The organism is Mycobacterium sp. KBS0706, assembly GCF_005938675.2.
In the GTDB taxonomy this organism is placed as follows: domain Bacteria; phylum Pseudomonadota; class Alphaproteobacteria; order DSM-16000; family Inquilinaceae; genus Inquilinus.
Genome location: NZ_VCCH02000014.1, coordinates 16,461 through 42,340 on the forward strand (window position 1 = coordinate 16,461; position 25,880 = coordinate 42,340).

General features: G+C 71.1%; 23 protein-coding genes. 10 read left to right on the top strand and 13 right to left on the bottom strand.

Annotation, left to right across the window (positions count from 1 at the left end):
- Positions 1-157: 157 nt before the first annotated feature.
- Positions 158-1,147 carry a zinc-dependent alcohol dehydrogenase family protein gene (locus tag FFK22_RS09955; protein ID WP_138886330.1) on the bottom strand — a complete coding sequence of 330 codons (990 nt, stop codon included), beginning with the start codon at positions 1,145-1,147 and terminating at the stop codon, positions 158-160.
- A 99-nt stretch (positions 1,148-1,246) separates the two neighbouring features.
- On the opposite strand from FFK22_RS09955, the gene FFK22_RS09960 reads away from it, so the two are divergent.
- Complete coding sequence (locus FFK22_RS09960; RefSeq protein WP_138886331.1) at positions 1,247-2,131, top strand: LysR family transcriptional regulator; 885 nt, start codon at positions 1,247-1,249, stop codon at positions 2,129-2,131.
- 298 nt (positions 2,132-2,429) lie between these two features.
- On the opposite strand, the gene FFK22_RS09965 is transcribed toward FFK22_RS09960, so the two are convergent.
- The 5 genes from FFK22_RS09965 to manD form a co-directional block, all read right to left on the bottom strand.
- A complete protein-coding gene (locus tag FFK22_RS09965) occupies positions 2,430-3,563 on the bottom strand; it encodes a cytochrome P450 (RefSeq protein ID WP_138886332.1) in 1,134 nt (377 codons plus the stop codon).
- A gap of 97 nt (positions 3,564-3,660) precedes the next feature.
- Positions 3,661-4,950 carry an MFS transporter gene (locus FFK22_RS09970; protein ID WP_138886333.1) on the bottom strand — a complete coding sequence of 430 codons (1,290 nt, stop codon included), beginning with the start codon at positions 4,948-4,950 and terminating at the stop codon, positions 3,661-3,663.
- 152 nt (positions 4,951-5,102) lie between these two features.
- Complete coding sequence (locus FFK22_RS09975; RefSeq protein ID WP_138886334.1) at positions 5,103-6,140, bottom strand: L-idonate 5-dehydrogenase; 1,038 nt, start codon at positions 6,138-6,140, stop codon at positions 5,103-5,105.
- A 9-nt stretch (positions 6,141-6,149) separates the two neighbouring features.
- Positions 6,150-7,487, bottom strand: coding sequence for an MFS transporter (locus FFK22_RS09980; protein WP_221938503.1), 1,338 nt, complete (start codon positions 7,485-7,487; stop codon positions 6,150-6,152).
- A 49-nt stretch (positions 7,488-7,536) separates the two neighbouring features.
- The gene (gene manD, locus FFK22_RS09985; protein WP_138886335.1) at positions 7,537-8,745 is read right to left on the bottom strand and encodes a D-mannonate dehydratase ManD; all 1,209 of its coding nucleotides are present in this window, start codon (positions 8,743-8,745) and stop codon (positions 7,537-7,539) included.
- A 177-nt stretch (positions 8,746-8,922) separates the two neighbouring features.
- Between manD and FFK22_RS09990 the strand changes: the two genes are divergently transcribed.
- From FFK22_RS09990 to FFK22_RS10000, 3 genes are read left to right on the top strand one after another with little or no spacing between them, the layout of a single operon-like run.
- Positions 8,923-9,648: a GntR family transcriptional regulator gene (locus FFK22_RS09990; protein ID WP_138886336.1), complete on the top strand. Its 726-nt coding sequence runs from the start codon at positions 8,923-8,925 to the stop codon at positions 9,646-9,648.
- 12 nt (positions 9,649-9,660) lie between these two features.
- Positions 9,661-9,978: an antibiotic biosynthesis monooxygenase gene (locus FFK22_RS09995; RefSeq protein WP_138886337.1), complete on the top strand. Its 318-nt coding sequence runs from the start codon at positions 9,661-9,663 to the stop codon at positions 9,976-9,978.
- Between the two features lie 31 nt (positions 9,979-10,009).
- Positions 10,010-10,795, top strand: a complete 786-nt coding sequence (locus tag FFK22_RS10000; protein WP_186002397.1) for an inositol monophosphatase — start codon at positions 10,010-10,012, stop codon at positions 10,793-10,795.
- Here the strand turns inward: FFK22_RS10000 and FFK22_RS10005 are convergent.
- Positions 10,737-11,486 (bottom strand): HAD family phosphatase, encoded by a 750-nt coding sequence (locus FFK22_RS10005; protein ID WP_138886339.1) that lies wholly within the window; start codon positions 11,484-11,486, stop codon positions 10,737-10,739. The genes FFK22_RS10000 and FFK22_RS10005 overlap by 59 nt on opposite strands.
- 26 nt (positions 11,487-11,512) lie before the next feature.
- On the opposite strand from FFK22_RS10005, the gene FFK22_RS10010 reads away from it, so the two are divergent.
- From FFK22_RS10010 to FFK22_RS10030, 5 genes are all read left to right on the top strand, one after another.
- A complete protein-coding gene (locus tag FFK22_RS10010) occupies positions 11,513-12,148 on the top strand; it encodes a hypothetical protein (protein ID WP_221938504.1) in 636 nt (211 codons plus the stop codon).
- A 46-nt stretch (positions 12,149-12,194) separates the two neighbouring features.
- Positions 12,195-12,977 (top strand): SDR family NAD(P)-dependent oxidoreductase, encoded by a 783-nt coding sequence (locus FFK22_RS10015; protein ID WP_138886340.1) that lies wholly within the window; start codon positions 12,195-12,197, stop codon positions 12,975-12,977.
- On the top strand, positions 12,974-13,405 hold the full coding sequence (locus FFK22_RS10020) for an HIT domain-containing protein (protein ID WP_138886341.1): 432 nt from the start codon (positions 12,974-12,976) through the stop codon (positions 13,403-13,405). Before FFK22_RS10015 ends, FFK22_RS10020 begins: the two co-directional genes overlap by 4 nt.
- Before the next feature lie 71 nt (positions 13,406-13,476).
- Positions 13,477-13,704: a 50S ribosomal protein L31 gene (rpmE, locus tag FFK22_RS10025; protein WP_138886342.1), complete on the top strand. Its 228-nt coding sequence runs from the start codon at positions 13,477-13,479 to the stop codon at positions 13,702-13,704.
- Positions 13,705-13,853: 149 nt separating this feature from the next.
- Complete coding sequence (locus FFK22_RS10030; RefSeq protein ID WP_138886343.1) at positions 13,854-14,345, top strand: DUF4304 domain-containing protein; 492 nt, start codon at positions 13,854-13,856, stop codon at positions 14,343-14,345.
- A 22-nt stretch (positions 14,346-14,367) separates the two neighbouring features.
- Here FFK22_RS10030 and FFK22_RS10035 read toward each other — a convergent pair whose 3' ends face one another.
- The 6 genes from FFK22_RS10035 to FFK22_RS10060 form a co-directional block, all read right to left on the bottom strand.
- On the bottom strand, positions 14,368-15,159 hold the full coding sequence (locus FFK22_RS10035) for a trans-aconitate 2-methyltransferase (protein ID WP_138886344.1): 792 nt from the start codon (positions 15,157-15,159) through the stop codon (positions 14,368-14,370).
- Positions 15,160-15,187: 28 nt separating this feature from the next.
- Positions 15,188-17,182: a CHASE2 domain-containing protein gene (locus FFK22_RS10040; RefSeq protein WP_138886345.1), complete on the bottom strand. Its 1,995-nt coding sequence runs from the start codon at positions 17,180-17,182 to the stop codon at positions 15,188-15,190.
- Complete coding sequence (locus FFK22_RS10045) at positions 17,183-20,818, bottom strand: TonB-dependent receptor domain-containing protein (protein WP_186002398.1); 3,636 nt, start codon at positions 20,816-20,818, stop codon at positions 17,183-17,185.
- 299 nt (positions 20,819-21,117) lie between these two features.
- Complete coding sequence (locus FFK22_RS10050; RefSeq protein WP_138886347.1) at positions 21,118-22,158, bottom strand: C-terminal binding protein; 1,041 nt, start codon at positions 22,156-22,158, stop codon at positions 21,118-21,120.
- A 10-nt stretch (positions 22,159-22,168) separates the two neighbouring features.
- The gene (locus FFK22_RS10055) at positions 22,169-22,507 is read right to left on the bottom strand and encodes a hypothetical protein (RefSeq protein ID WP_138886348.1); all 339 of its coding nucleotides are present in this window, start codon (positions 22,505-22,507) and stop codon (positions 22,169-22,171) included.
- An 87-nt stretch (positions 22,508-22,594) separates the two neighbouring features.
- Positions 22,595-23,785 (bottom strand): UbiH/UbiF family hydroxylase, encoded by a 1,191-nt coding sequence (locus tag FFK22_RS10060; protein ID WP_138886349.1) that lies wholly within the window; start codon positions 23,783-23,785, stop codon positions 22,595-22,597.
- Between the two features lie 120 nt (positions 23,786-23,905).
- Here FFK22_RS10060 and ettA point away from each other — a divergent pair, with 120 nt between their 5' ends.
- Positions 23,906-25,579, top strand: a complete 1,674-nt coding sequence (ettA, locus tag FFK22_RS10065; protein WP_138886350.1) for an energy-dependent translational throttle protein EttA — start codon at positions 23,906-23,908, stop codon at positions 25,577-25,579.
- Positions 25,580-25,880: the final 301 nt, after the last annotated feature.

Consider the following 25,880-nt stretch of genomic DNA (forward strand, 5'->3'; position numbering starts at 1 on the left):
TTCGATACAGCGCATGATCAGTCCCCGATTTGATCGATGGTGTCGGTCGATATCGGAAGGACGGTAGATCCTTGCGCGTGAATGCACCGTGATTGGACCGATCACGGTCAGGTCAGATTGTTGCTCCGATTAGGATAAAACTCACTCGGCTGAGCGATCAGACCGTGACCACGATCTTGCCGATCTGCTGGTTGGATTCGAGGTAGCGGGTCGCCTCGACGATCTGGTCCAGCGGGAAGACACGGTCGATCATCGGCTTCAGCGATCCGTCGGCGAGCCCTTCGACGATGAAGCGCTTGGCGCGCTCCAGCCGGGCCGGGTCGCTGACGATCTCCTTGTACTGATAGCCGCGGACGGACAGCCCCTTGACCAGGGCCGGGAACAGCGGGAAGGGCGTCGGCTCCGGGCTCAGCGCGCCGTATTCGACCAGGATACCGCCCTGGCCCAGCGCCTCGGCCAGCGCGTTCACACCCGGACCGGCGACCGGGTCGAACACCGCGCGAACACCGGCGCCGCCGGTGATGGCCTTGACCCGCGCCGCGAGGTCCTCCTCGTCGGTGACGATGACATGGGCGGCACCGGCATCGCGCAGCGCCGCGGCCTTGGCGGCGGTGCGGGTGGCGGCGATCGACGTCGCGCCGACCCGGTTGGCGATCTGGATCGCGGCCAGGCCGACGCTGCTGGAGGCGGCGGTGATCAGCGCCGAATCGCCACGGCCGAGCCCGGCGACCTCGATCAGCGCGCCATAGGCGGTGACGTATTGCATCCAGACCGCGGCGGCTTCGGTCCAGGACAGGCTGGCCGGATGCTTCACCGTCACCTCGGCCGGGACATTGGCGACCTCGCCATAGGTGCCCCAGCGGGTGATCGACAGCGGCGGCACGATGCTGACCGCGTCGCCGACGGCGAAGCCGGTGACGCCGGGGCCCAGCGCCTCGACCTCGCCGGCGGCCTCATAGCCCAGCCGGGCCGGGAAGTCCGGCGATTCCGGATAGTAGCCGGTGCGGAACATCGATTCGGCGCGGTTGAGCCCCAGCGCCTTGACCCGCAGGCGGATCTCGCCGGGGCCGGGCGGCGGCACCTCGACGTTGTCGATGCGAAGGACCTCGGGGCCGCCGAGTTCGTGGATGCGGACGATGCGGGCCATGTCGGCTCCTGTGGACGGGACGGCCTCCGATATGATTGCTCGTCGGAATGAGATAAATATCAGTTCCGTCGCGACAGTCGGAACCAATGGTTTCCAATCATGGATCGACTCACCAGCATGGCGGTGTTCGTCCGGGCGGTCGAAACCGGCTCCTTCGCCGCCGCGGCCGAGGCGCTCGGCCTGTCGGCGCCAATGGTGGGCAAGCATGTCCGCTTCCTCGAGGATCGCCTCGGCGCCCGGCTGCTGGCCCGCACCACGCGGCGGCAGAGCCTGACCGAGGTCGGCCGCGCCTTCTACGAGCGCTGCTGCAACGTGCTGGTGGAGGCAGAGGCGGCGGAGGCGCTGGCCGAGGACCTGCGCGCCGTGCCGCGCGGCCGGCTGCGGGTCAATGCGCCGGTCACCTTCGGCGCGCATGAGCTGATGCCGATGGTGGCGCGCTATCTGCGGGCGAACCCCGAGGTCAGCATCGAGGTGACGCTGAGCGACCGCATCGTCGACCTGGTGGAGGAGGGGTATGAGGCGGTGATCCGGATCGCGCCCTTGCCGGATTCCAGCCTGGTCGCCCGCAAGCTGCGGCCCTACCGCCTGGTCGCCTGCGCCGCGCCGGCCTATCTGGCCGAGCGCGGCGCGCCGGCGCGGCCGGGGGATCTGGCGAGCCATGAATGCCTCGGCTTCGCCCATTGGGAGCCGCGCGACCTGCTGCAGTTCACCGGCCCGGACGGGAGCCTGCATTCCGTGCATGTCGGCGGCCGCTTCTCGGTCAACAGCGGCCAGGCGCTGCGCAGCGCGGCGCTGGAGGGGCTGGGCATCATTCTGCAGCCGGAGGGCCTGCTGCGCGATGACATCGCCGCCGGCCGGCTGGTGCGGGTGCTGCCGGGCTACGACCCGCCGTCGCGGCCGATGCACATCCTCTTCGCCCCGGACCGCCGCCCAACGCCGAAGCTGCGGAGCTTCATCGACGCGGTGGTCGAGGCGTTCGGGTAGGGGATGAGGGGACGGCCGGCTGAAGGTATCCCAAAACTGTCATGCCCGGGCTTGACCCGAGGATCAACCCGGCAATCCAGGGGCCACCGAGAGCGGCTCTGGAAGCCCCTGGATCCTCGGGTCAAGCCCAAGGATGACAATAAAATGGAATAGCAACCCAAAACGAACACGCTTTGGTTGCGATTTCTCCTCAACCGGACAGCCGTGGGCTTGACCCGGGCATCCAGGGACTGTCGACGTCTTCTGGATTGCCGGGTCAAGCCCGGCAATGACAAGAGAGGATTGATACCAGCGTGAATCACGAAAACCGGGGAATCCGCACCGGGGAGGGGCGGTAGCCCAACGGCCGCTCCGGCCATGCCGCATCGGGGATCCGGTCCAGCAGCGCGTCCAGCCCGGCCGCGGCAATGGCCAGGGCGATGCGGTCGCCCGGGCAGGCGTGGCGGCCATGGCCGAAGGTCAGCAGCCGCCGGTCGGTGCGATCGGGGTCGAAGCGGTCCGGATCGGGGTTCAGCGCCGGGTCGCGGTTGGCGGCGGCGATGACGACCAGGATCGCGTCACCCGCCCGCAGAGCTTGGCCCGCGATCTCGGTGTCCTCGGCGACGAAGCGGCGGGTGTTCTGGGCCGGCGGGTCGCAGCGCAGCACCTCCTGCACCAGCCCCGGCAGCAGCGTGCGGTCGGCGGCCACCTGTCGGCGCAGCTCCGGCCTGGCGCCGAGGCCGACGACGGCGTTGCCGAGCAGGCCGGCATTGGCGTCATGGGTCTGGAACAGGAAGCCGACGGCGTTGGCGGTGACCGCCGCCGCGTCGACACCGCCCTCGCGCTCCGCCGCATCACGCAGGCGGCCGGCCAGGCCGTCTTCGGCAGATCCGATCAGGGCTTCGGTCACGGCGACCATCCCGGCCGCCGCCTCATGGCCGCGCCCGATGGCCTCGGGCGTGGCGCCGGGAGCGATGGCAGTGACGATGTCGCGCATCCGCTCGGCGATCTCGGGCAGCCGGTCCCGGGCGAAGCCCAGCAGCGCGCCGACCACATGCATCTGCAGGGCGAAGAGATAGGCGTCGAGGCCGGCGCCATCGGGAGCCAGGGCGGCCGACCAGCGCCGGGCCTCGGCCGCCACGGTCTCGGCCGGACCATCCAGCGCCGCCGCGACCGCCCGCTTGGCGCGGGCCTGGGCGTCGCCGTCGGTCATCCGCACCAGTCGGCCGAACAGCTCGCCGACGGCGCCGCCCAGCAGCGGCCGCGGCACCGGCTCGGAAGGCGGACGGACCCGGCAGGCCGGACTGGCGAGCACCGCCATGGCGGCCTCGGCGCCGGCCGCAACCCAGAGGCCGAGCGCGTCGTCGCGATGGAAAGGCCGCTGCAGCAGGCCAGCATAATAGGGGTAGGGGTCGGGATGGGTGACGGCGGCGACGGGATCGGTTGGCTGCATGGTCGGCCCCTCGGCTGGAGTGGCCGCCATCGTAGCCGTTCGGCCCCGTCCGGAGGCTGAAGTCGCTTCGGCCTCCATCGAAGGATGGCGGTAAGAGCTACTCCGCCCCTTCCACCGCGATCCTGCCGGTCCGGCCGCGCGGCTCGCGGATGAAGACCAGCGACGCCACGGCGCCGAGCACGGCGAGACCGCCGGTCAGCACGAAGGCGCTGGTGTAGACGCCGCCGGTCGCCTGGATGATGAAGCCGGTCACCGCCGGCCCGATGATCCCGGCGAGATTGGCCAGGAAGTGGATGAAGCCGCCGACGCCGCCGACATTCTCGCCGCGCACCGCATCCTGGATCACCGCCCAGTAGATCGAGCCGGTGAGGTACAGGCCGAAGATCGACACCGACATCAGCGCCACCGCGCTGCTGACATCGGCCACGTCGCCGGCCAGGGCGACGCCCACCGCGGCGATGCCGAGCCCGCCGATCAGCACCAGCTTGCGCGACAGCAGCGCCCGGCCGGTCAGCCGGAAGATGCGGTCGGAGACGAAGCCGCCCAGCGCCAGGCCGAGGAAGCCGAGCACCCAGGGGATCACCGTGGCCAGGCTCATATCCTTGATGCTGAGCTTGTGCACCTCTGTCAGATAGCTCGGGAACCAGGTCAGGAAGAAGAACAGCACATAGTTGTAGGTGAAGAAGGCGAAGGCGGTGGCCAGCACGATCGGCTGCCGCAGGTAGAAGCCCAGGCCGTGGGCCGGCAGCCGGGCCGCCGTATCGACGTCGGCCTGGCCCTCCGCGATCAGCCGGCGCTCGGCGTCGCTGATGCGCGGATGCTGGGCCGGTCGGTCGGTCGACATCCGCACCCAGAACACCAGCCAGACGAAGCCGAGCAGCATGATGATGACGAAGGCCAGGCGCCAGCCGAAGGCCAGCGCCAGATAGCCGACGATGGGGCCGGCCACGGCGCCGCCCAGCGGCGTGCCGGAATTGACGATGCCGATCGCCGTCGCCGCCTCGCGCCGCGGGAACCAGTTGCTGACCGTCTTGCTCATGGTCGAGCTCAGCGGCCCTTCGCCGACGCCGAACAGCACGCGCAGCACGATCATCGAGACGAAACCGGTGGCGACCGCGGTCAGGCCGCAGAACAGCGACCACAGGCCCATGGCGCCGGTGAACACCGTCTTCGGTCCGATCCGGTCCGACAGCCAGCCGCCGATGAAATTGAAGATGGCGTAACCGGCGAAGAAGCTGCTGAAGATCACGCCCATCTGGGCGTGGTCGAGGCCGAGATCCTGCTGGATCAGCGGCGCCGCGATCGATAGCGCCGAGCGGTCGAGATAGTTGATCATGCCGGCGATGAACAGCAGGCCGACGATCAGCCAGCGAACGCTTCTGAACATGGGGTTCCTTCCGCTTGCGGAGGCGGTGGCGGCCTGACGGCCTCTCAACTTTGGTTCGTCATGGCGAGGAGGCGAAGCCGACGTGGCCATCCAGAGGGCGGTGTCGCTGGATGGCCACGCCCCTGCGGGGCTCGCCATGACGGTTCTGGGTGTCAAAGGTCCAAGAGGTGGACCTTCATCGACTGGTTGCGGTCGAGGGCGACCTGGAAGGCCTGGTCGGCGTCGCGGACCGGGAAACGGTGGGTCATCAAGGGCTTCAGGTCGATCCGCCGGCCGGCGATCATCTCCACCGCCAGCGCGTATTCCTCGGCGAAGCGGAAGGAGCCGCGATATTCCAGCTCCTTCGACATCACCAGATTGGCCGAGACCGGCGACTGGCCGGCCGGCATGTTGCCGAGCTGGACGACCCGGCCGCGGGCGCGGGCAGCGCGCAGCGCGGTGTCCAGCCCGGCCGGGGCGCCCGAGGCCTCGATGGTCACGCCGAAGCGGCCGCGGTTGCGGCTCCACGCCGCGATCCGGTCCTCGTCCCGGCCGTCGACCGCCTCGTCGGCACCGAGGCTGAGCGCGGTCTCGCGTGCCTTCTCGGCCAGGTCGACCACGGTGATGCGGCGGGCGCCGGCCTGGCGCGCCACCAGCAGCACCAGCGCGCCGATCGGACCGCAGCCGACGATCAGCACCTCCTCGCCCAACAGCGGCCCAGCGCGGCGGACGGCGTGCAGCGACACCGCCAGCGGCTCCGCCATCGAGGCCTCGGCGAAGCTGACGTGATCCGGCACCGGCACGCATTGCTTCGCCGGCACGAGCAGGTATTCGCGGAAGGCGCCCTGCATGTGCGGGAAGATCGAGGCGCTGCCCAGGAACCGCATGTTCAGGCACTGGTTCTCCAGCCCCGCCATGCAGTAGTCGCAGCGGCCGCAGGCCCGGCTGGGGTTGACCGCGACCGGCTGGCCGATGGCGAGGCCCTCGACGTCGGGCGCCACCTCCGCCACCTCGCCGGCCATCTCATGGCCGAGGATCAGCGGCTCGCGCAGGTGGAAATCGCCGGTCTTGCCCTTGGAATAATAGGCCAGGTCGGAGCCGCAGATGCCGCCGGCGCGGAACCGCACCTTGACCTCGCCGGCGGCGAGGCTCGGCGGCTCGCGGTCCTCGATCCGCAGATCCTTCGCTTGGTGCAGAACGGCGGCGAACATGGCGGTCTCCTAGGTATGGGCGGCAGCGCGGCCGCCGATCAGGTCCTCGGTGTGGGACAGGCGCGGCGCCGTCTCCGGCAGCGCCCGGGCGCAGAATAGTGTGATCACGCAGCCCAGCACGATATAGGCGCACAGATACCACGGCGTGCCGTCGCCGATCTCCAGCAGCCATCCAGCCGCCAGAGTGCCGGCCGACCCGATCAGGGCGCCGATCTGCTGCACGAAGGACACGCCGCTGGCCCGCACCTTGGTCGGGAACAGCTCGGAATAGAAGGCGGCCTGCGGCCCATACATGGCGCTGTGGCCCAGAGCGAGCGCCACGGCCAGGCCGATCCAGACCAGCCCGTCCATCCGGGCATAGACCAGGCCGAAGACCGGAAAGGTCGCGATCAGCACGCAGGCGGCGCCGAACAGATAGACCGGCTTGCGGCCGATCCGGTCCGACAGCGCGCCGAACAGCGGCAGGGTCACCAGCTCCAGCAGGATCGCGACCAGCATCGCCGTGGTCATGGTCGGCCGGTCGATGCCGCGGCTGTTGGCGTAGGCGGCGATCAGCACGGCGAAGGCGGTGAAGGCGATGCTCTCGGCCAGCTTGCTGCCGCAGCCCAGCACCAGCGACCGGCGATGGTTGCGCAGCACCTCGACCAGCGGGTGCGCATCCTCGGCCCGGCGCTTCCGCATCTCCAGGAACAGCGGCGATTCGGTCAGCTGCAGGCGGATGTAGAGGCCGATGCCGACCAGCAGGATGCTAAGCAGGAAGGGGATGCGCCAGCCCCAGCTCAGGAACGCCTCCTCCGACAGGGTGCTGGTCAGGATCGCGAAGATGCCGAGCGGCAGCACGAAGCCGGCCGGGGCGCCGATCTGCACCCAGGAGCCGAAGAAGCCGCGGCGCGGCGCCGGCGCGTGCTCGCACATGATCAGGATGGCGTTGCCCTGCTCGCCGCCGATGCCGAAGCCGTGCAGCAGGCGGATGAACAGCAGCGCCAGCGGCGCCCAGATGCCGATCTCGTTGTAGGTCGGCATCAGGCCGATGACGAAGGTGGCGATGCCGACGATCAGCAGGGTGATGACCAGCGCCTGCTTGCGGCCGTAGCGGTCGCCGATGGCGCCGAACAGGAGGCCGCCCAGCGGCCGGGCGAAGAAGCCGGCGGCATAGGTGCCGAGCGCCACCAGCGATCCGACCAGCGGGTCGTCGGTGGGGAAGAACAGCTTGTTGAACACCAGCGCCGAGGCGGTGGCGTAGATGAAGAAATCGTACCACTCGACCGTGGTGCCGATGCAGGACGCGATCGCGATCCGCCGCATCATCGCCGGCGATGTCGCCCCTGTGCTCTTCTGCTCTTCCATCCTCTCCCTCCCGTGCGGGCCGTCCGCGGCCTCTTCGATGGTGATGGGGCTACCAGTTGGTCAGGGTGCCGTCCTCGAGCCGCGCCACCGGCAGGTAGGCCGGCTCGTAGGGGAAGCGCGCGGCCAGTTTCTCGTCGATATCGACGCCATGGCCGGGCGCTTCGCCGGGATGCATGTACCCGTCCTGGAACGACCAGGCGTGCGGGAAGACCTCCAGCGCCGGCTCGGGGTAGCCCATGTATTCCTGGACGCCGAAATTCGGCACCCACAGGTCGAAATGCAGGGCGGCGCCCATGCACGCCGGCGACAGGTCGGACGGGCCGTGGCAGCCGGTGCGGACATGGTGCAGGGCGGCGAAATCGGCGATCCGGCGCAGATGGGTGATGCCGCCGGCATGGGTCAGCGTCGCGCGGATGTAGTCGATCAGCTGCTCCTCGATCAGCAGCTTGCAGTCCCAGATGCTGTTGAACACCTCGCCGACCGCGATCGGGGTGGTGGTGTGCTGCCGGATCAGCCGGTAGGCCTCCTGGTTCTCGGCCGCGACCGGATCCTCCATCCAGAACAGGGCATAGGGCTCGACCGCCTTGCCCAGCCGCGCCGCCTCGATTGGGGTCAGCCGGTGGTGCACGTCGTGCAGCAGATGGCCGTCGAAGCCGTACTTCGCGCGCACCGCCTCGAACAGCTTGGGCACGTAGTTGAGATATTTCTCGGTCGACCAGCCCTGCTCTTCGGGCCAGCCCTTGGTCGCCGGCTCATAGGAGTCGCCGCCCTTGCTGACGCCGTAGACCGAGGCCATGCCCGGCACGCCGCATTGCACGCGGATCGCCTTGTAGCCCTTCTCCTGGTACGCGGCGTAGCGTTCCAGCGTCTCCGGGATATCGCGGCCGGTGGCGTGGCTGTAGACCATCACGCCGTCGCGCGAGGCGCCGCCCAGCAGCTGGTACAGCGGCAGCCCGGCGACCTTGGCTTTGATGTCCCACAGCGCCATGTCGACGGCGGCGATCGCGCTCATCGTCACCGGGCCGCGGCGCCAATAGGCGCCCTTGTACAGGTACTGCCAGATGTCCTCGATGCGATGCGGGTCGCGCCCGACCAGCAGCGGGCAGACATGGTCGCGGAGATAGCTGGCCACTGCCAGCTCGCGCCCGTTCAGCGTGGCGTCGCCGATGCCGTGCACGCCCTCGTCGGTGACCAGCTTCAGCGTGACGAAGTTGCGCCCGGGGCAGGTGACGATGACATCGGCGCGGACGATCTTCATGGCGCGTTCTCTCCCGGCTCGCTTGTCCATCGCCGCATTCGCGCGGCGGGAAGCGATGCGATCCATAGCGCATCTTAAATCACCATACAAGTATGGCGAGTATCGATTGCTGTGCGCTAGCAGGCCGGGCGATCCCCTGTATGCTGGGGGTCGGAGCGGGCCGGAACGGGAGGAGACATGGCCGGGCGACGAAGGGCCGACCAGCCGAGGACATTGCCGGGGAACATTCCGCTGGGCGGCGAGGGGCCGATCGGCCGGCAGGTCTATGAGGGGCTCCGCCAGGCGATCATCACGGGACTGCTGCCGCCCGGCACGGCGCTGTCGGAGAAGGACGGGTCGGAGATGTTCGGCGTGTCGCGCCAGCCGGTGCGCGAGGCCTTCATCAAGCTGGTTGAGGCCGGGCTGCTGCAGGTGCTGCCGCAGCGCGGCACCCGGGTGCGCAAGATCTCGCGCCGCCAGGTCGAGCAGGGCCGCTTCATCCGCGAGGCGGTGGAGGCCGCGGTGGTGCGCCTGGCGGCCGAGAGCATCGACGCGGCCGGGCTGCTGCGGCTGGACCGCAGCCTGGAGGCGCAGCACGACGCGGCCCGCCGCCAGGACCATGCCGGCTTCCTGGCGCTGGACGAGGGCTTCCACCGCCTGATCATCGAGGCGATCGACTGCCTGCCGGCCTGGAGCACGATCGAGAACATGAAGGCGCAGATGGATCGGGTGCGCTATCTCAGCCTGCCCGATGTCTCGCCGCTGGAGATGCTGATCGCGCAGCATGAGGAGATCGTCGCCGGCCTTCGGGCGCACGACCCCGACGCCGCCGAGGCGGCGATGCGGCGGCACCTGCGCGAGATCCTGTCGTCGCTCGGGCCGATCGCCGAGCGGCGGCCGGAGTTGTTCGAGCTCGACGCCTGAAGGAGGCTGCTCATGATCGTCCGAGTCTGGCGCGGCACCGCCGCTCTGTCGAACCCGTCGGCCTATCCCGAGCATTTCCGCGGCGCGGTGCTGCCGGCGCTGCACGGCATCGCCGGGTTCCGGGGCGCCTCGCTACTGCGCCAGGATCGGCCGGGCGAGATCGAGTTCATGGTGCTGACCCGCTGGGAGTCGATGGAGGCGATCCGCGCCTTCGCCGGCGCCGATCCGGAGCAGGCGGTGGTCGAGCCGGCCGCCGTTGCGGCGCTGATCCGGTTCGATGGCAGGGTCCATCACTACACGGTTGTCGAGGAGGGGGCGGGTCCCGGATGATCGCGGCCTTCCGAAGACACAGGAGTTGCCGGTGAGCGATCAACAGACCCTCGCCCTGATGCGGATCGTGGCCGAGGCGCTGGCCCGGGCCGGCGGCCGGCTGGCCCTGGCCCATCTGGCCGAGCACCGGGACCTCGCGATCGAGGCCAAGGGGCCGCAGGATTTCGTCACCGCGGTCGACAAGGCGGTCGAGACCCTGATCCGCGGCCAGCTGCGCGACACCTTCCCCGACCACGCCGTGCTGGGCGAGGAGTTCGGGCTGGACCGGGAGGGCGCCCGCATCGTCTGGGGGCTGGACCCGATCGACGGCACCGCGAACTTCCTGCGCGACCGGCCGGTCTGGTGCGTCTCGATCGGCGCCACCATCGACGGCAAGCCGGCGCTCGGCGTGATCTACGAACCGGTGCGGGACGAGCTGTACAGCGCCGTGGCGGGGCAGGGCGCCACCCGCAACGGCGCGCCGATCCAGGTCAACGCCAAGGCGCGGCCGGAGATGGCGGTGATCGGCGTCGGCTACTCGCCCGGCCGCAAGGTGGCGGAGCATGTCCAGCAGATCGGCCACATCCTGACCCATGGCGCGGAGTACCGGCGCCTTGGCTCATCGGCGATGTCGCTGGCCTATGTCGCCGACGGCCGCTTCGACGGCTACGCCGCCGCCCACACCAATGCCTGGGACGTCATGGCCGGGCTGGTGCTGGTGCAGGAGGCGGGCGGCGTCACCGACGACTTCATCGCCAGCGGGGCGCAGAGCGGCCCGGTCACCGCCGCGGCGCCGGGCGTCGCGGACCTGGCGCGCCAGCTCCGGGCGCTGGTCTGAGCACGTCGCCCAGGCTGTAGGTCGGCGGCGGCGTCCCCGCCGCCAGCCAGGCCGCGATCTCCGCCATCGTCGCGAAGCTGCGGCCGGCGCCGGCGGCCCTCAGCCGCTGCGCCAGCTCGGGGTCGGCATGGCCGCCGCCGGTGAAGCCGACGACCTTCATCCCGGCGCGGCGGGCGGCGGTGACGCCATGGATCGAATCCTCGATCACCAGGCAGTCCGCCGGGTCGGCGCCCATCTGCGAGGCGGCGTACAGGAAGACGTCCGGCGCCGGCTTGCCGCGCTTCACCTGGCTGGCCGAGAACACATAAGGGTCGACCGACGGCAGCAGCCCGGCCGTCTCCAGGTTGCGGCGCAGGTTCGGCAGGCCGGTGGAGGAGGCGACGCAGGGCGGGTGGCCGAGGCCGGCCGCGGCCGCGATCGCCTCGGCGGCGCCGGCGATGGCGCGCAGCTCGGTGACGAAGCGCCGGGCGCTCTCCGCCTTGATCTCCTCGATGATGCTGTCCTCGACGGTGAAGCCGAGCTCCGCCGCCAGCGTGCTCCAGGCCACGTGGTGCGGCGTGCCGCAGAACCGCCGCGCGATCTCGCTCGGCGCCACGGTGTGGCCGAGCCGGGCCAGCGCCTCGGAATCGATGGCGCAGAAGATCACTTCCGAATCGATCAGCACACCGTCGCAGTCGAAGATCACCAGCATGGCAGGCCCGGGCAGGAAAGCAGGGAATGGCGGGCGACAACATCATGCCGCTGCGCTATGTGCAAGGCGCACAAGCGGCCACAGGGATAGGCATGGTGCCCAGGCGCATCCACATCACCGGCGCGGCCGGCTCCGGCACCACGACGCTGGGCCGGGCGCTGGCGGCTGCGACCGGCGCGCTGCACCTGGACACCGACGATGTCTACTGGCTGCCGACCGATCCGCCCTTCCAGGAAAAGCGGCCGATTCCCGACCGGCTGGCGCTGCTGGAGCAGGCGTTCGGCCGGACCGACCGCTGGGCGCTGGCCGGCTCGCTGATCGGCTGGGGCGACCCGCTGATCCCGCGATTCGACCTGGTGGTCTTCCTGTACGTGCCGCCGGCGCTGCGGCTGCAGCGGCTGCGGGCCCGCGAGATCGAGCGCTACGGTGCCGAGACGCTGGGTCCCGGCGGCGCGATGCATGCGGCGCACCACGCCTTCCTCGACTGGGCCGAGGCCTACGACACCGGCACCCGGGTCAGCCGCAATCGCCAGGCGCATGAAGCCTGGCTGTCCCGGCTGCCCTGCCCGGTGCTGTGCATCGAGGGCGACACCACGGTCGAGGACCGGGTGCGGCGGGTGCAGTCCGTCCGCCTCGGCGAGGGCCGGGCGTGGCGCGGCTGAGCGCCTGGGATAGACTGTGCGAGACCAGAGAAGGGGACGTATGACCATGACCGAAGCTGATGCCTTGCCTCGCCTCGATGGAGAGGTGGCCCTGGTCACCGGGGCCAGCCGCGGCATCGGCGCCGCGGCGGCGCGGGCGCTGGCGCTCCGCGGCGCGGCGGTGGCGCTGACCGCGCGCTCGGCCGGCGAGATCGACGGCCTCGCCCGCGAGCTGCGCGATGCCGGCGGCCGGGCCGTGGCCATTGCCGGCGACATCGGCGACGTCGCCTGGGCCGGAGACCTGCTGCGCCAGGCAACCGAGGCGCTAGGCACGCCGACCATCCTGGTCAACAACGCCGGCATGGTCGGGCCGATCGGCCGGCTGCTCGACTGCGACCCCGCCGACTGGGCCCGCAACGTCACGGTCAACCTGCTGGGCGCCTATGCCATGCTGCGTGCGGCGCTACCCGGCATGATCGCGTCCGGCGGCGGCACGGTGGTCAATGTCAGCTCCGGCGCCGCCGAGAACGCCTATGAGGGCTGGAGCGCATACTGCGCCGGCAAGGCCGGGCTGGCGATGCTGACCCGGTCGCTGCATCTCGAATACGGCGGCCAGGGCATCCGCGCCTTCGGCTTCCGCCCGGGTACGGTCGACACGGGGATGCAGGGCGAGATCCGCGCCTCCGGCATCAATCCGGTCAGCAAGATGCCACGTGAGGCGCACGCCCCGCCGGAGCATCCGGCCCGGGTCATTGCCTGGCTCTGTGGCCCCGAGGCGCAGGACCTGGTCGGGCAGGAGCTGAGCATCCGCGATCCGGAGCTGCGCCACCGCACGGGGTTGCCGTCATGAGCGCCGCGAAGGATGCGGGCTTCGCCCTCGACCCGCGGATCGCGGCCTCGACCCTGGAGTGGCGCGACTGGTCGCTGTCCCAGGTGCGGCTGATGAACGACCGCCGCTTTCCCTGGCTGCTGCTGGTGCCGCGCCGGGCCAAGGCGGTGGAGTGGCACGCCTTGGCGCCGGAGGATCAGGTAGGGCTGCACCAGGAGACCATGCTGGCCGCCTGCGCCCTGGCCGCGGTGTTCCCGGCGCGGAAGATCAATATCGGCGCGCTCGGCAACGTCGTGCCGCAGCTTCACGTCCATGTCCTGGCGCGGCAGCCGGGCGATGCCGCCTGGCCGGGACCGGTCTGGGGCGCCGGCACGGCCGAGGCCTACGGCCCGGGCGAGGCCGAGGCGCTGCTGGCCCGGCTGGCCACGGTGCTGGAGGAGTCGACCTGAGTCCTGTGCGACCTTGCAATTCGCGATGGGGTCGCGTATACGGCCCGCTCGTTTGTGCGGAGCCGGCGGCCATGAAGACCGATATCCATCCTGAATACCATGAAATCAACGTCGTGATGACCGACGGGACCGAGTTCAAGACTCGCAGCACCTATGGCAAGGAGGGCGACACCCTCCGTCTCGACATCGACCCGAAGTCGCACCCGGCCTGGACCGGCGTGCAGAAGCTCGTGGACCGCGGCGGCCAGGTCGCCAAGTTCAACAAGCGCTTCGAGGCGTTCGGCCTGAAGAAGTCCTGATCGCGCGGCGCCCTGCGGGGCGCCTGCCGATGCTGGTCTGCGAGCCGGCCCCCGCAAGGGAGGCCGGCTTTTCGCATGGGTGATGCCGGATCGACACACCTCCGACATCATGGCGGGCGATCCTGACCGCAGCCAGCGAGTCATCGCCCATGGATCCGTTCGAGCAGGCTCTGAACCGCCATCTCGCGCCCCGGCTGCGCGACGCCGGCTTCGCGCGCCGGGGCAGCACCTGGAGCCGGCGGCGGGGGCTCTTCATCCATCAGGTGAACCTGCAGCGCTCGCAGACCAACAGCCCGCTGGATTCGCGCTTTACCATCAACCTCGCCGCGACGCTGAACGTCGCCAGCGCCGCCGCAGGGCGAATGGTGCTGGAGGACGACTGGGTGTCGCGGCTCGACCCGGCCCTGCGTCCGCTCCGCATCGGGCGGCTCCGCCCCGGCGGCCAGGACCATTGGTATCGCTACCGGCCAGGCGACCCGGCCAGCGTCTACACAGCCTTGCAGGCAGCGTCAGCCGATCTCGCAGCCTATGGCCTGCCACATCTGGACGCAGCGCCCGGACCGCGGCAGTTCGGACTCGCGCTCGTGATCGTCCCGGCCGAGCGACTGTGGCGGCGTGTGCGGCCGTCCCGGCCCCGCTGACGGGAGTGCGGATGCGCTGATCTCAGTCCAGCCGGCCCAGCGGAATGAAATCGCACGATGACGGCGTCCAGGGGGCGCCGGTCCAGTCGCCCAGCCAGGTGTCGACCGCCAGCCCGGCCTCGCCGATCAGCCGCTCGAGTTGCTCGCGCGGCGGGAAGGCGATGCGCGAGCGTGAGGACAGCACCCGGCCGTCGGCGACGATCCGGTAGAAGGTGCCGTAGGTGACGATGCCGGTGTCCGGCTCGTGTTCGACATCGTTCCAGGCCTCCGCCGTGCCGAAGCGGGGATGCTCGATCCGCCGGGCCGACTCCGCCGGCGTCCATTCCCGCCATTCCTCCCGCGCCGGGTTGCGGCTGTCGAAGATGAACCGGCCGCCCGGCGCCAGATGCGCCGCGATGGTGCGCAGCGCCGCCAGCCGGTCCTCCGGCGTCAGGAACACCTGGAAGGCATGACCGGTCAGCACGATCAGGTCGAAGCGCCGGCCCAGCCGGACGCTGCGGCCGTCGCCACGGACCCAGGTCACCCGGTCGCCGCCCGGGCGGGTGCGGGCGATCTCCAGCATGGCCTCCGCCGGGTCGACGCCGAACACGGTGCGCTCGCCCGCCAGCTCCGCCGCCAGCCAGCCGGTGCCGCAGCCGAGATCGAGCACGGAGGCGCAGCCCGCCGCCAGAAGCCGGCAATAATCCTGGTCCGAGGACCAGACGTTCTCGACATCATAGAAGCTGGCCAGATCGGGGTCGTCGTAGAGTCGATCCACCTTGGTCTCCGCTGCCGGCTGGGTGCCCGCCTCGATGTGCGAGTCGGCGTTTCGCATGGTATGGCACCGGCTGGTGACCGCCTTCCTACTTCTCCGCGGCGATGGTTTCCCCGGCCCAGCCCTCGGGCGGCGGGTTGCGCTCATGCTCCGCGATGCGCAGGGCATAAAGGTGATAGAGCGTCGACAGGGAAGGCTCGATCTCCCGGCATCGGGCGAAGCCGTCTCGCGCCTCGTCCCAGCGGCGCGCGCGATAGGCGGCGAGCGCCGCGTCATGCTGGCGGGCCAGCTCCTGATAGGCGCCATCTCCCACACCGCGATGGGCCAGCAGCGTGAACACCGCCGCGGGCTCGGTCCGGCCCTTGACCACCAGCCGGTCGAGCTCGATCAGCGCCGCCCGTCCCTCCAGCGCCCGGGCCGTGTCCGGCCCGATCACCGTGCCCACCCCGTAGCGCTTGCAGGCGCCTTCCAGCCGCGAGGCGAGGTTGACGCTGTCGCCCAGCGCCGAATAGTCGAAGCGGCGGTCCGAGCCCATGTTGCCGACCACGCAGGTGCCGGTGTTGATGCCGATGCCGATCGCGATCGGGCTGGCCACCCCCTCCCGCTGCAGCGCCTCGTTCAGCGCCGCCGTCTCCGCCAGCATCCGGCGGGCGGCCTCGACCGCATGGGCGGCGTGGTCCGGGTCGTCCAGCGGTGCGTTCCAGAACGCCATGACGCAGTCGCCGATGAACTTGTCGATGGTGCCGCCGGTCGCCAGCACGGCCTCGGACAAGGGCGTCAGGATCCGGTTCAGGAGGCGGGTCAGGCCCTGGGGATCCTGCTGCATCCGCTCCGACAGGGTGGTGAAGCCGCGCACGTCGCAAAACAGCACGGTCAGCACCCGGGTCTCGCCGCCCAGCTGCAGCTGGGCGGGGTCCTGCGCCAGGCGCGACACCATGGACGGCGCCAGGTAGTGCTCGAAGGCGCGGGTGATGCGGCGGCGCTGCGCCTGCTCGCGGGCGAAGCCATAGCCGCCCTGGACGATGATGGCCGCGGTCGTGCCCAGCATCGGCAGCACCGGCGGCAGCCAGATCCGGCCGAAGCGCAGCAGGGCATAGCTGCCGGCGGCGGTGGCGATCGCCAGCAGCGCCAGGGCGGCCAGGGACGGCACCGGCCCCAGCCGGCGGGTGCCGAACAGCGCGGCCAGCAGCAGCGCGGCCAGCACCGCCGGCGGCAGCCAGGGCGGCGCCGGCGTGATCCACAGCCCGTGCACCAGGTTGTCGAGGATGGTGGCCTGGATCTCGGCACCGGCGGTCAGGCGACCCGTCTTCACCGTGTAGGGCGTGACGAAGGCGTCTGCGCCGCCGCTGGTGACGGTCGGCACGGCCTGCAGGCTGAAGCCGACGATGGCGGCCTTTCCGGACAGGAACCCGGGCGGCAGCATCGTCGCCGCCTCCAGCGCCTGGTAGTAGGACACGGTCGGATAGCTGCGCGGCGGCCCGAAATACTGCAGCAGGGCGCCGGGCGGCGGCGCGGCGTCATGCCCGGCCAGGCGGGCCAGGACCGCGGCGAAGGGGTCGGGCACATTCGGCAGGCGCCGCAGCACGCCGTCGGAATCCAGGTCGACCGAGGCGACGCCAGAGCGGGCGCCGCCGGCCAGCAGCGGCGCCAGCGGCTCGGTCCGGATCCGCTGCTCGAAGCGCTGGTCGGCGATGGCGGTGATATCGGCCGCCAGCACCGTGTCGCCCGCCAGGGCCGCGGCCAGGGCGGCGTCCTCGGCCGGCTGCGACGGCTCGGCGAAGACGATGTCGAAGCCGATCGGCCTGGCACCGGCGCGGCGCAGGGCCTCGGCCAGCCCGGCATGGACGCTGCGCGGCCAGGGCCATTGCCGGCCGATCTCGGCGAAGGACGGCTCGTCGATCGCCACCACCACGGCGCTGTGCGCGGCCGGCCGCGGCGGATCGTAGGTCGAGAACAGGTCGAAGGCCCGGTTCTCCACCACCTGCCAGCCGGTCGACGCACCGAGGGGGACCAGGCCGGCGAAGAGCAGCGCCGCCAGCAGCAGCGGCAGCCACAGGCTCCCGTGGACGCCGGCCTGTCTCATCTAGAACCGGATCGACGCGGTGGCGGCGATCAGCCGGCCCGGCGCCTCGACCCCGAAGGCGGTGTCGTAATCCTCGTCGAACAGGTTGCGGATCACGAAGCCCAGCGCCATGCGCTTCTCCAGCGGCTCCCAGCTGATCGCGATGTTGGTGCTGCCGAAGCCGTCGATCTCGGGCAGCCCCGGCCCGCTGGCCTGCGGCCCAGCCCAGACCCGCTCGATCTGCGCCCGGATCTGCAGCGGGTGCACCCAGACCGCGCCGATCCGCGCCGTCCAGTCCGGCACGAAGGGGATCCGCTTGCCCTCGTCGATGCCCTCGGTGATCTCCGACCGGATCAGCGACGCCGAGCCATAGACGCCGATGCCGCCGTCGAACCAGATGTTGCCGCCGGCGGTGACGCGGTCGGTCCGGCCGCGCTCGACATCCACCGTGACCAGCTGGGCGGAGGGGTAGGCGAAGGACAGGTTCTCCAGCTCCTGGTGCTGGCCCTCCAGGCTGGTGAAGATGTGCGGCGTCCACTCCGCCTCCCAGCGGGCGGTGTAGCTGGTGGCCACGCCGCCGGCGTCCAACGGCAGCGTGTCCGCCAGGATGCCCACGGTGTCGACCGGGGCCAGGGTCAGGTTGCCCGGCGTCTTGGCGCCGCGCTGGATCGCGGCGCGCAGCCAGTGGCCCTCGGCCGGCGACCAAGCCACGCCCAGCCTCGGCTCCAGCACCACCTCGGGCACCGGCCCGCCCTCCTCGGCGCGGACGATGCCGGTGCCGAAATCGATCCGCAGGTCGGGGGAGGGGGTCCAGCGGCCGAAGGCGAAGACCCGGCCCAGCGTCTGGTCGATCTCGCTGCGGCTCGAATCCTGGCTCCGGTCGGTCTGGAACTCCCGCCCGAACACGTTGGTCGTGGTCCAGGCCGTCTCGTCGAAGGCGAAGGTCGACCGGGTCGACAGAACCTCGAAGCCGTATTGCACCGTGATGTCGCCCGTGCCCCAGGTATGGGCCAGGCCGCCCATGGTGGTGTCGCTGCGCTGCTTGAACGTGTCGTCAGCCCGGATGTCGTAGCTGACGAATTCCGGGAAATCCGGGTCTGGGATGTCGCTCAGCAGCGTGCGGCTGTAGTCCCGGCGCTCGACATGGCTGCGCTGGACCATGGCGGTCAGGCGGCTGCGCTCGCCGAGGCGATAGCCGAAGGCCAGGCCGCCGGAGACCGCCCGGGTGCGTTCGCTGGCGAAGGGGGTGGGTGCGAACAGCGTCCCGGCGATCTCGTTGCCGGCCTCGCCGCCGTCGATCCAGGCGGCGAAGCTGCCGCCCAGCCCCAGCCGCCCGGCCAGGCGGGCGCTGCCGGTCCAGCTGTCGCTGTCGTCGCCATGGTCGTCGCCGTCATTGTCGACCCGGGCGAAGCTGGCCCGGAAGGCCAGCGGGATCGGCGCGATGGTGTAGGCATCGATGTCCACCCCCTCGGTGTGGCCGAGCGCGTCGCCGACGCTGACGATGCCGCCGGTCAGCTGCGCGTCCAGGAACGGCCGGGGCAGCAGGTCGGTGCGGCGCTGGCGCGACGACGCCACGGTCGGGTCCAGCAGCAGGGCCTGGATCTCCGACGACAGCGCCGCCGGGTCCGGCACGGCCAGGTCGGTGCCGAAGACGGTTTGCTGGGCGATCACCGAGCGGCCGAGATAGCTGGCGGCGCTGAACGGGTCGTCGGTGCGGTCGTTGTAGTAGCGGCCCCAGTCGAGCAGCCCGAGATTGGCGTAGGCCGCCAGCAGCGGCGGCCCCAGCCGGTTGCCGAGATTGGCGGTGCTCAGCGCCAGGCTGCCCTGGTTGGCGCGGGCGGCGATCTCGCGGGCGTTGCGGATCGCCTCATCGGCCTCGGCCTCGTCGATGGCGATGATGGTGCGCATGCTCGGCACCATCGGGTCGTTCGGGTCCAGCCGGTCGGCATTCTCCAGCGTCTGCTTCGCCTGCTTGGTGTCGCCGAGGGCGTATTGCGCCGCGGCCAGCCCCTGCAGGTTCTCCGACGAGGCCGGGTTGGCGGCCGACGCGGCCAGGAACTTCTCCAGCGCCCCGTCGATGTCGCCGGTCTCGAAGGCCAGGATGCCCTCGCCGATCAGGGTGATGCCGGAATCGGGGTCGATCGCCCGGGCCTGGCCCAGCAGCGCCCGGGCCCGGTCGACCATGCCGGCCTCGATATAGAGGATCGCCTGGTTGACCCGGATATTGGCGGCGTTGGGGTCGAGCGCCGCCGCCTTATCGAGCGCGGCATCGGCCTCGACCAGCCCGCCGCGGGTGTCGTGCAGCATGCCGAGGTCGTTCCAGGCCTCGGCATCGCCCGGGGCCTCGCCGGTGGCGCGGCGCAGCAGCGCCAGCGCCCCGTCCGGGTCGTTGGCGAAGGCGACCTTGTAGTTGGCGGCCATGCGCAGCGCCTCGGGATCGTCCGGGTCGATCGCCAAGGCGCGGTCGGACGCCTGCCGCATCCCCTCCCGGTCGCCCAGCACCTGCGCCGCCATGGCCTCGCTGACGGCGATGTCGAGGTCGCCGGGGAAGCGGCGGCCGCCGGCCTGCAGCGTGGCATAGGCGGCCGGCAGGTCGCCGCGGATCGCCTGCAGCCAGGCCAGCCCGTCGGCCGCGAGCGGATCGTCGCCGGCCGCGAGCTCGCGCTCCATCGCCGCCGCATCGACGGCCTCACCGGCGGCGGTGCCGGCGAAGAAGCGGCCCAGCCGGGCCAGCAGGCGCTGCCGGCCGGTGCTGCCGGCCTCGGCGGCGGCGAAGACCCGCGCCGCGTCCTCGGCGCGTCCGGCCCGGCCGGCCAGGATGCCGTCCAGCAGGTCGGCCCGCGCCGCCTGCGCCGGCGTCAGCCCCGCCGCTCGCGCTTTGGCAAGGTCCGCCGTCGCGGCCGCGGGGCCGGCGATGTCGAGATCCGCCTCGGCCAGGGCCAGCCAGTCCGCGGCCGAGCGCTGCGCCTCCGGCACCGCCATGACGCGGCGTTGCGCCTCGCGCCGGAAGCGCGAGGTGGTGTCCGAGGCCGGGAAGGCGTCGAACACGCTGTCCGGCGCCAGCCAGAACAGCATCTGCTCGCGGTCTTTCGGCGTGGTGACGATGATCTTGGCCGGGGCGCTGCCCACCGCCGCCACCGCCGCCTCGCCGCGGCCGACGCTGACCCGGCCGAACTCGTTGCTCAGCTCGACCACGCCGGACAGCACCACCAGCGTGGTCTTGCCATCCGGTCCGACCGCCAGCGACCAGTCGGTGCCGCGGATCGCCGCGGTCGCCGCCGGCGTCGCGATCTCGACGCCGCTGCCGCCGGTCACCGCCCGGGCCCACACCGCGCCGGATTCGAGATCCATGCGTGCCGGGCCGCCGTCGCCGCCGACCTCGCGGACCAGCAGTTGGGAGTTGTTGTGGACCCGGATCTGGGTCTGGTCGGCGAACAGGATCGCCAGCCCGCCCAGGGGCCCGGTGCGCAGCGCGTCGCCGCCCAGCAGCACCTGCTGCACCTCGGCGTCCTGCCACAGCTCCGCGGCGGTGAAGCGGACCTCCGACTGCCCGGTGGCCTGGACGATCGAGCCCGCGGCGTTGCCGTCGCGCGGCACCACCGCGGCCCGGGCCGCATCGAAGCTGAAGAGAGGAAGAGCGAGGCTCAGTGAGCCCAACAAAATCCGCCGCAGAACACGGCGGTGCATCGAACAAGCTGCGTCCATCAAATACCCCGCGGGGACTTATCAAAAGATAACGACCCCGGCCCCCCAGCCGGCAGACATCAAGACAATAAAGCGAAAAATCCCCGCGATCTCCCCTCCAATTGGAGGGGCTGAAGCGGTTTCGTCGATATCAGGCCACCGGTTCGAAATATTGATCCGTCATGGCGAGCCCCGAAGGGGCGTGGCCATCCAGCGGCACCGCCCCCTGGATGCCACGTCGCTTCGCTCCTCGCCATGACGGATAAGGGCGCTCAGCGTCTGAGTTTCTTGCGATCCAGCACCGCCTCGTTGACGCAGTTGCGCAGGGCGCCGCTGCGCAGATAGGCCACTGTGGTCTCGGCCGACAGGCGGCGGGCGTCGGCCTGGCTCTCCGGGCTCGACCACGCCGCGTGCGGGGTCAGGATCAGCCGGCCGCGCAGCCATTCCGGCTGTTCGCGATACGCCGCCAGCAGCGCCGGCAGCGGGTCGGGCGGCGGCTCCTCCGGCAGCACGTCCAGCGCGGCGCCGGCGATCCGCCCTGCCTGCAGCGCGCCATGCAGCGCGTCGAGGTCGACGATGGCGCCGCGGGCGGTGTTGATCAGCACCGCATGCGGCCGCATCACCGAGAAGGCGGCATCGCCGAACAGCCGGTGCGTCTCCGGCGTCAGCGGCGCATGGATCGACACGATGTCCGAGGCCTGCAGCAGGTCCGACAAGGTCTCGACCCGGGTCACGCCCAGCGCGATCTCCATCCCGCGCGGGATGTACGGATCATAGGCCAGGACCTCGAGCCCGAAGGCCTTGGCCCGCATCGCCGTGGCGGTGCCGATCCGGCCCAGCCCGACGATGCCGATGCGGGTGCCGCGGATCCGCCGGGTCAGGCGCCCGGCCTCCAGCGTGTAGTGGCCGGCCGGGTCGGCCTGCAGCGCCTGGTCATAGGCCGGGATGCCGCGCAGCAGAGCCAGCATCAGGCCGATGGCATGGTCGGCGACCTCGCTGGTGCCGTAATCCGGCGTGTTGCAGACCGGGATGCCGGCGGCGCCGGCCGCCGCCAGGTCGATATGGTCGAAGCCGACCCCGGCGCGGACGATGATGCGGCAGCGGGTCAGCTTGTCGATCACCGATTGGTTGACCCGCAGCTCATGCCAGGTCAGCAGCGCATCGCAATTCGCGTAGACCTCGTCCGGGATCTTCTTCCGGTCGCGCTCGCGCCGGATCACGAACTCGACATCGGCGCCGCCGACCTGCCGTTCGATCACGGCGTCGTCGGCATATTGCGCGTCGGGCGTCAGGATGGTGAAGCGGGGCGCCATCGCGGAGCGGTCAGTGGTCGGCGCGGTGCAGGATCGAAGCCAGCCCGGTGTCGTAGGCCAGGCCGTCGGCGGTGACGATGGCGGCGCCGGGGAAGCCGGAGCGGATCAGCCCCTTGCGTTCCAGCGCCGCGAACACCGCGATGTTGTGCAGCCCGGTCATGTCCCGGCCCATCACCACCGCGTCGCCGACATGGTAGTGGTCGCCATGCGGCGGCGGGAAGCTGGAGACCAGCACCGTGCCGTCCTCCTGCTGCGTGGCGAAGCGGGGGCTCTGGGCCATCTGCTGCAGCACGGTCAAGGTCTTCAGCTGCAGCGGATTGAGGCCGAGGGGATTCGTCTTGGCGGGCATCGGGCGTCGTCGGTTGTGAGACAGGGCGGACCGTTGCGGGCCCGTCACGGAACGGTAGCAGCGCCCGCCGCCGGCCGCCACTGGACGTTAGGCCCCTCCCGGGGCGATGCCCTCCCGCATCAGCAGGCGGCGCAGCGGCGCCACCAGCTTCACCGCCTGCAGCGCCAGCGCACGCAGGGCGAGGGCAGGGGCCGCGTCGGTCAGCAGCGACCGATTCAGCAGGTCGACCCCGGTGGTACGGCTGGCGACGTCGCCGCGCCGCCTGGCCTCGTAGCGCGCCGTCACCGCCGCGGCGCCCGGATCGGCGCCGGCGCGACAGGCTTCGCCCGCGACCTCGGCGATCGCCGCGGCGTCGCGGAAGCCGAGATTGAGCCCCTGGGCGCCGATCGGCGGCAGCGCATGCGCCGCCTCGCCGACCAGCGCGACCCGCGGCAACGCCAGGCGTCGCGCCGCCAGGCCGGACAACGGGAAGACCTGGCGCGGCCCGTCCAGCGTCACCGCGCCCAGGATCGGCTCGGCCCGCCGCCCGATCGCCTGGGCCAGCGCCGCGTGGTCCAGCGCCGCCAGCGCCGTGGCCTCCGCCGGCCGCGTCACCCAGACCAGGCTCGACCGCCGCTCGCCCAGCGGCACCAAAGTGAAGGGGCCGGCGGCGGTGTGGATCTCGGTCGAGATGTCGTCATGGAAGCGGGCGTGGCGCAGCGTGGTCACCAGCGCCGCCTGGTCGTAGCCCCAGCGCCGCACCCCGATCCCGGCGGCGGCCCGGACGGCGGAGTTGCGGCCGTCGGCACCGACCACCAGCCGGCCGTGCAGCGTCCCGCCGCCGCCGGTCCGCATCGTCACGCCGCCGATGCCGATGCGGATCTCCGCTGCCGTGTCGGTCACGCGACGCAGACCCGGCATGGCGGCGACGGCCTCGGCCAGGGCGGCGACCAACTCCCGGTTTGCGATGTTGTGGCCAAAGGTCTCCCGGCCGATCTCGGCGGCGCGGAACACCACCTCCGGCCCGCTGATCCGGCGGCCGCCATCGTCGATCAGCCGGATCGCCCGCATCGGCGCCGCCGCCGGCAGCAGGGCCGGCCAGATCCCGGCCCGGTCCAGGATCGCGACCGACCCGGCCAGCAGGCCGGTGGTGCGGTGGTCCTCCGGCGCCGGCGGGGCGACCAGAACGGTCGCGACGCCGCCCTGGGCCAGCAGCAGCGCGGCCAGCAGCCCGGCCGGGCCGCCGCCGACCACGATCGCATCGGCCTCGGGGGCGAGTGTCTTGCGGGTGCGAGTCATGCGCACACCATAGCAGGCATCGCCGCCCCGCGGCCCGCGGCCGAAGCGCCCCTGGTCTTCGGCGCCTCCATGGGCTAAAACCCGGGCCTCCCAGACCGGTTTGCGACGGAGCGGCTCCCGATGGCCTCCTACCAGTACGTCTTCGTGATGAAGGACATGACCAAGGCCTATCCGGGCGGCAAGGTCGTGCTGGAGAAGATCTGGCTGTCCTTCCTGCCGGGGGTGAAGATCGGCGTGCTGGGCCCGAACGGCTCGGGCAAGTCGACCCTGATGCGGATCATGGCCGGCATGGACAAGGAGTTCACCGGCGAGGCCTGGGTCGCCCAGGGCGCCACCGTCGGCTACCTGTCGCAGGAGCCCGAGCTCGACCCGGCCAAGACCGTGGCCGAGAACGTGATGGAGGGCCTGGCCCCGATCAAGGCGCTGGTCGACCGCTTCAACGCCGTCAGCGAGGCGATGGGCGAGCCCGACGCCGATTTCGACGCGCTGATCGCCGAGCAGTCCGAGCTGCAGGAGAAGATCGACGCCGCCGATGCCTGGGACCTCGACCGCACCGTCGAGATCGCCATGGACGCGCTGCGCTGCCCGCCCGGCGACAGCCCGGTGACCAACCTGTCCGGCGGCGAGCGCCGCCGCGTGGCGCTGGCAAAGCTGCTGCTGGCCAAGCCGGACCTGCTGCTGCTCGACGAGCCGACCAACCATCTCGACGCCGAATCCGTGGCCTGGCTGGAGCACCACCTCGAGGACTACAAGGGCACCGTGGTCATGGTCACCCATGACCGCTATTTCCTCGACAACGTCACCGGCTGGATCCTCGAGCTCGACCGCGGCCGTGGCATCCCCTACGAGGGCAACTACTCGGCCTATCTCGAGGCCAAGCAGAAGCGCCTGGCCCAGGAGGCCAAGGAGGAGTCGAGCCGGCAGAAGACCCTGGCCGAGGAGCTGGAGTGGATCCGGCAGGGCGCCCGCGGCCGCCAGGCCAAGCAGAAGGCGCGCATCCACGCCTATGAGGACCTGCTGGCGCAGAGCCGCGACCAGGCTCCGGGCCAGGCCCAGATCCTGATCCCGACGCCGGAGCGGCTGGGCGACAACGTGATCGACGCCCAGGGCCTGTCCAAGGGTTTCGGCGACCGGCTGCTGATCGACGATCTCAGCTTCCGCCTGCCGCGCGGCGGCATCGTCGGCGTGATCGGGCCGAACGGCGCCGGCAAGTCGACCCTGTTCAAGATGATCACCGGCCAGGAGACGCCGGACGGCGGCGTGCTGAAGGTCGGCGAGACGGTCAAGCTCGGCTATGTCGACCAGAGCCGCGACGACCTGTCGCCGAACAAGACGGTGTGGGAGGAGATCTCCGGCGGGCTCGACGAGATCGACCTCGGCAAGCGCAAGATGCCCAGCCGCGCCTATGTCGGCGCCTTCAACTTCAAGGGCGGCGACCAGCAGAAGAAGGTCGGCCAGCTTTCGGGTGGCGAGCGCAACCGCGTCCACCTGGCGAAGATGCTGAAGTCCGGCGCCAACGTCCTGCTGCTCGACGAGCCGACCAACGACCTCGATGTCGAGACGCTGCGGGCGCTGGAGGAATCGCTGCTGACCTTCCCCGGCTGCGCCATCGTCATCAGCCACGACCGCTTCTTCCTCGACCGCCTGGCCACCCACATGCTGGCCTTCGAGGGCGACAGCGAGGTGGTGTGGTTCGAGGGCAATTACGAGGATTACGAGAAGGACCGCCACCGCCGCCTGGGCACCGAGGCCGACCAGCCGCACCGCATCAAGTACAAGCCGCTGACGCGCTGAGGCGGGGCGCTGCCTGAGCGTCCACCCCCATCGTCATAGCGAGGAGGCGAAGCCGATGGAGCCATCCGGGGCCGGTGCGAGCCGCCCTGGATGACTTGGCGATGCCGGGAATTCGCTTTCCCGGATGGCCGCGCTCCCGACCGCAGGCGACCCGCGGTCGGGAGGCGTGGCGCGCCCGGTCCCGGCCGGATTCGGTTGCAGACAATTCCGCGAGGGTTGACGACCGTCCGCTCCTGGAGGCTATTGCGGACGATACGAAGGCAGTCGGTGAATTTCCGCACCCGACCCTGAGCGGACGGTT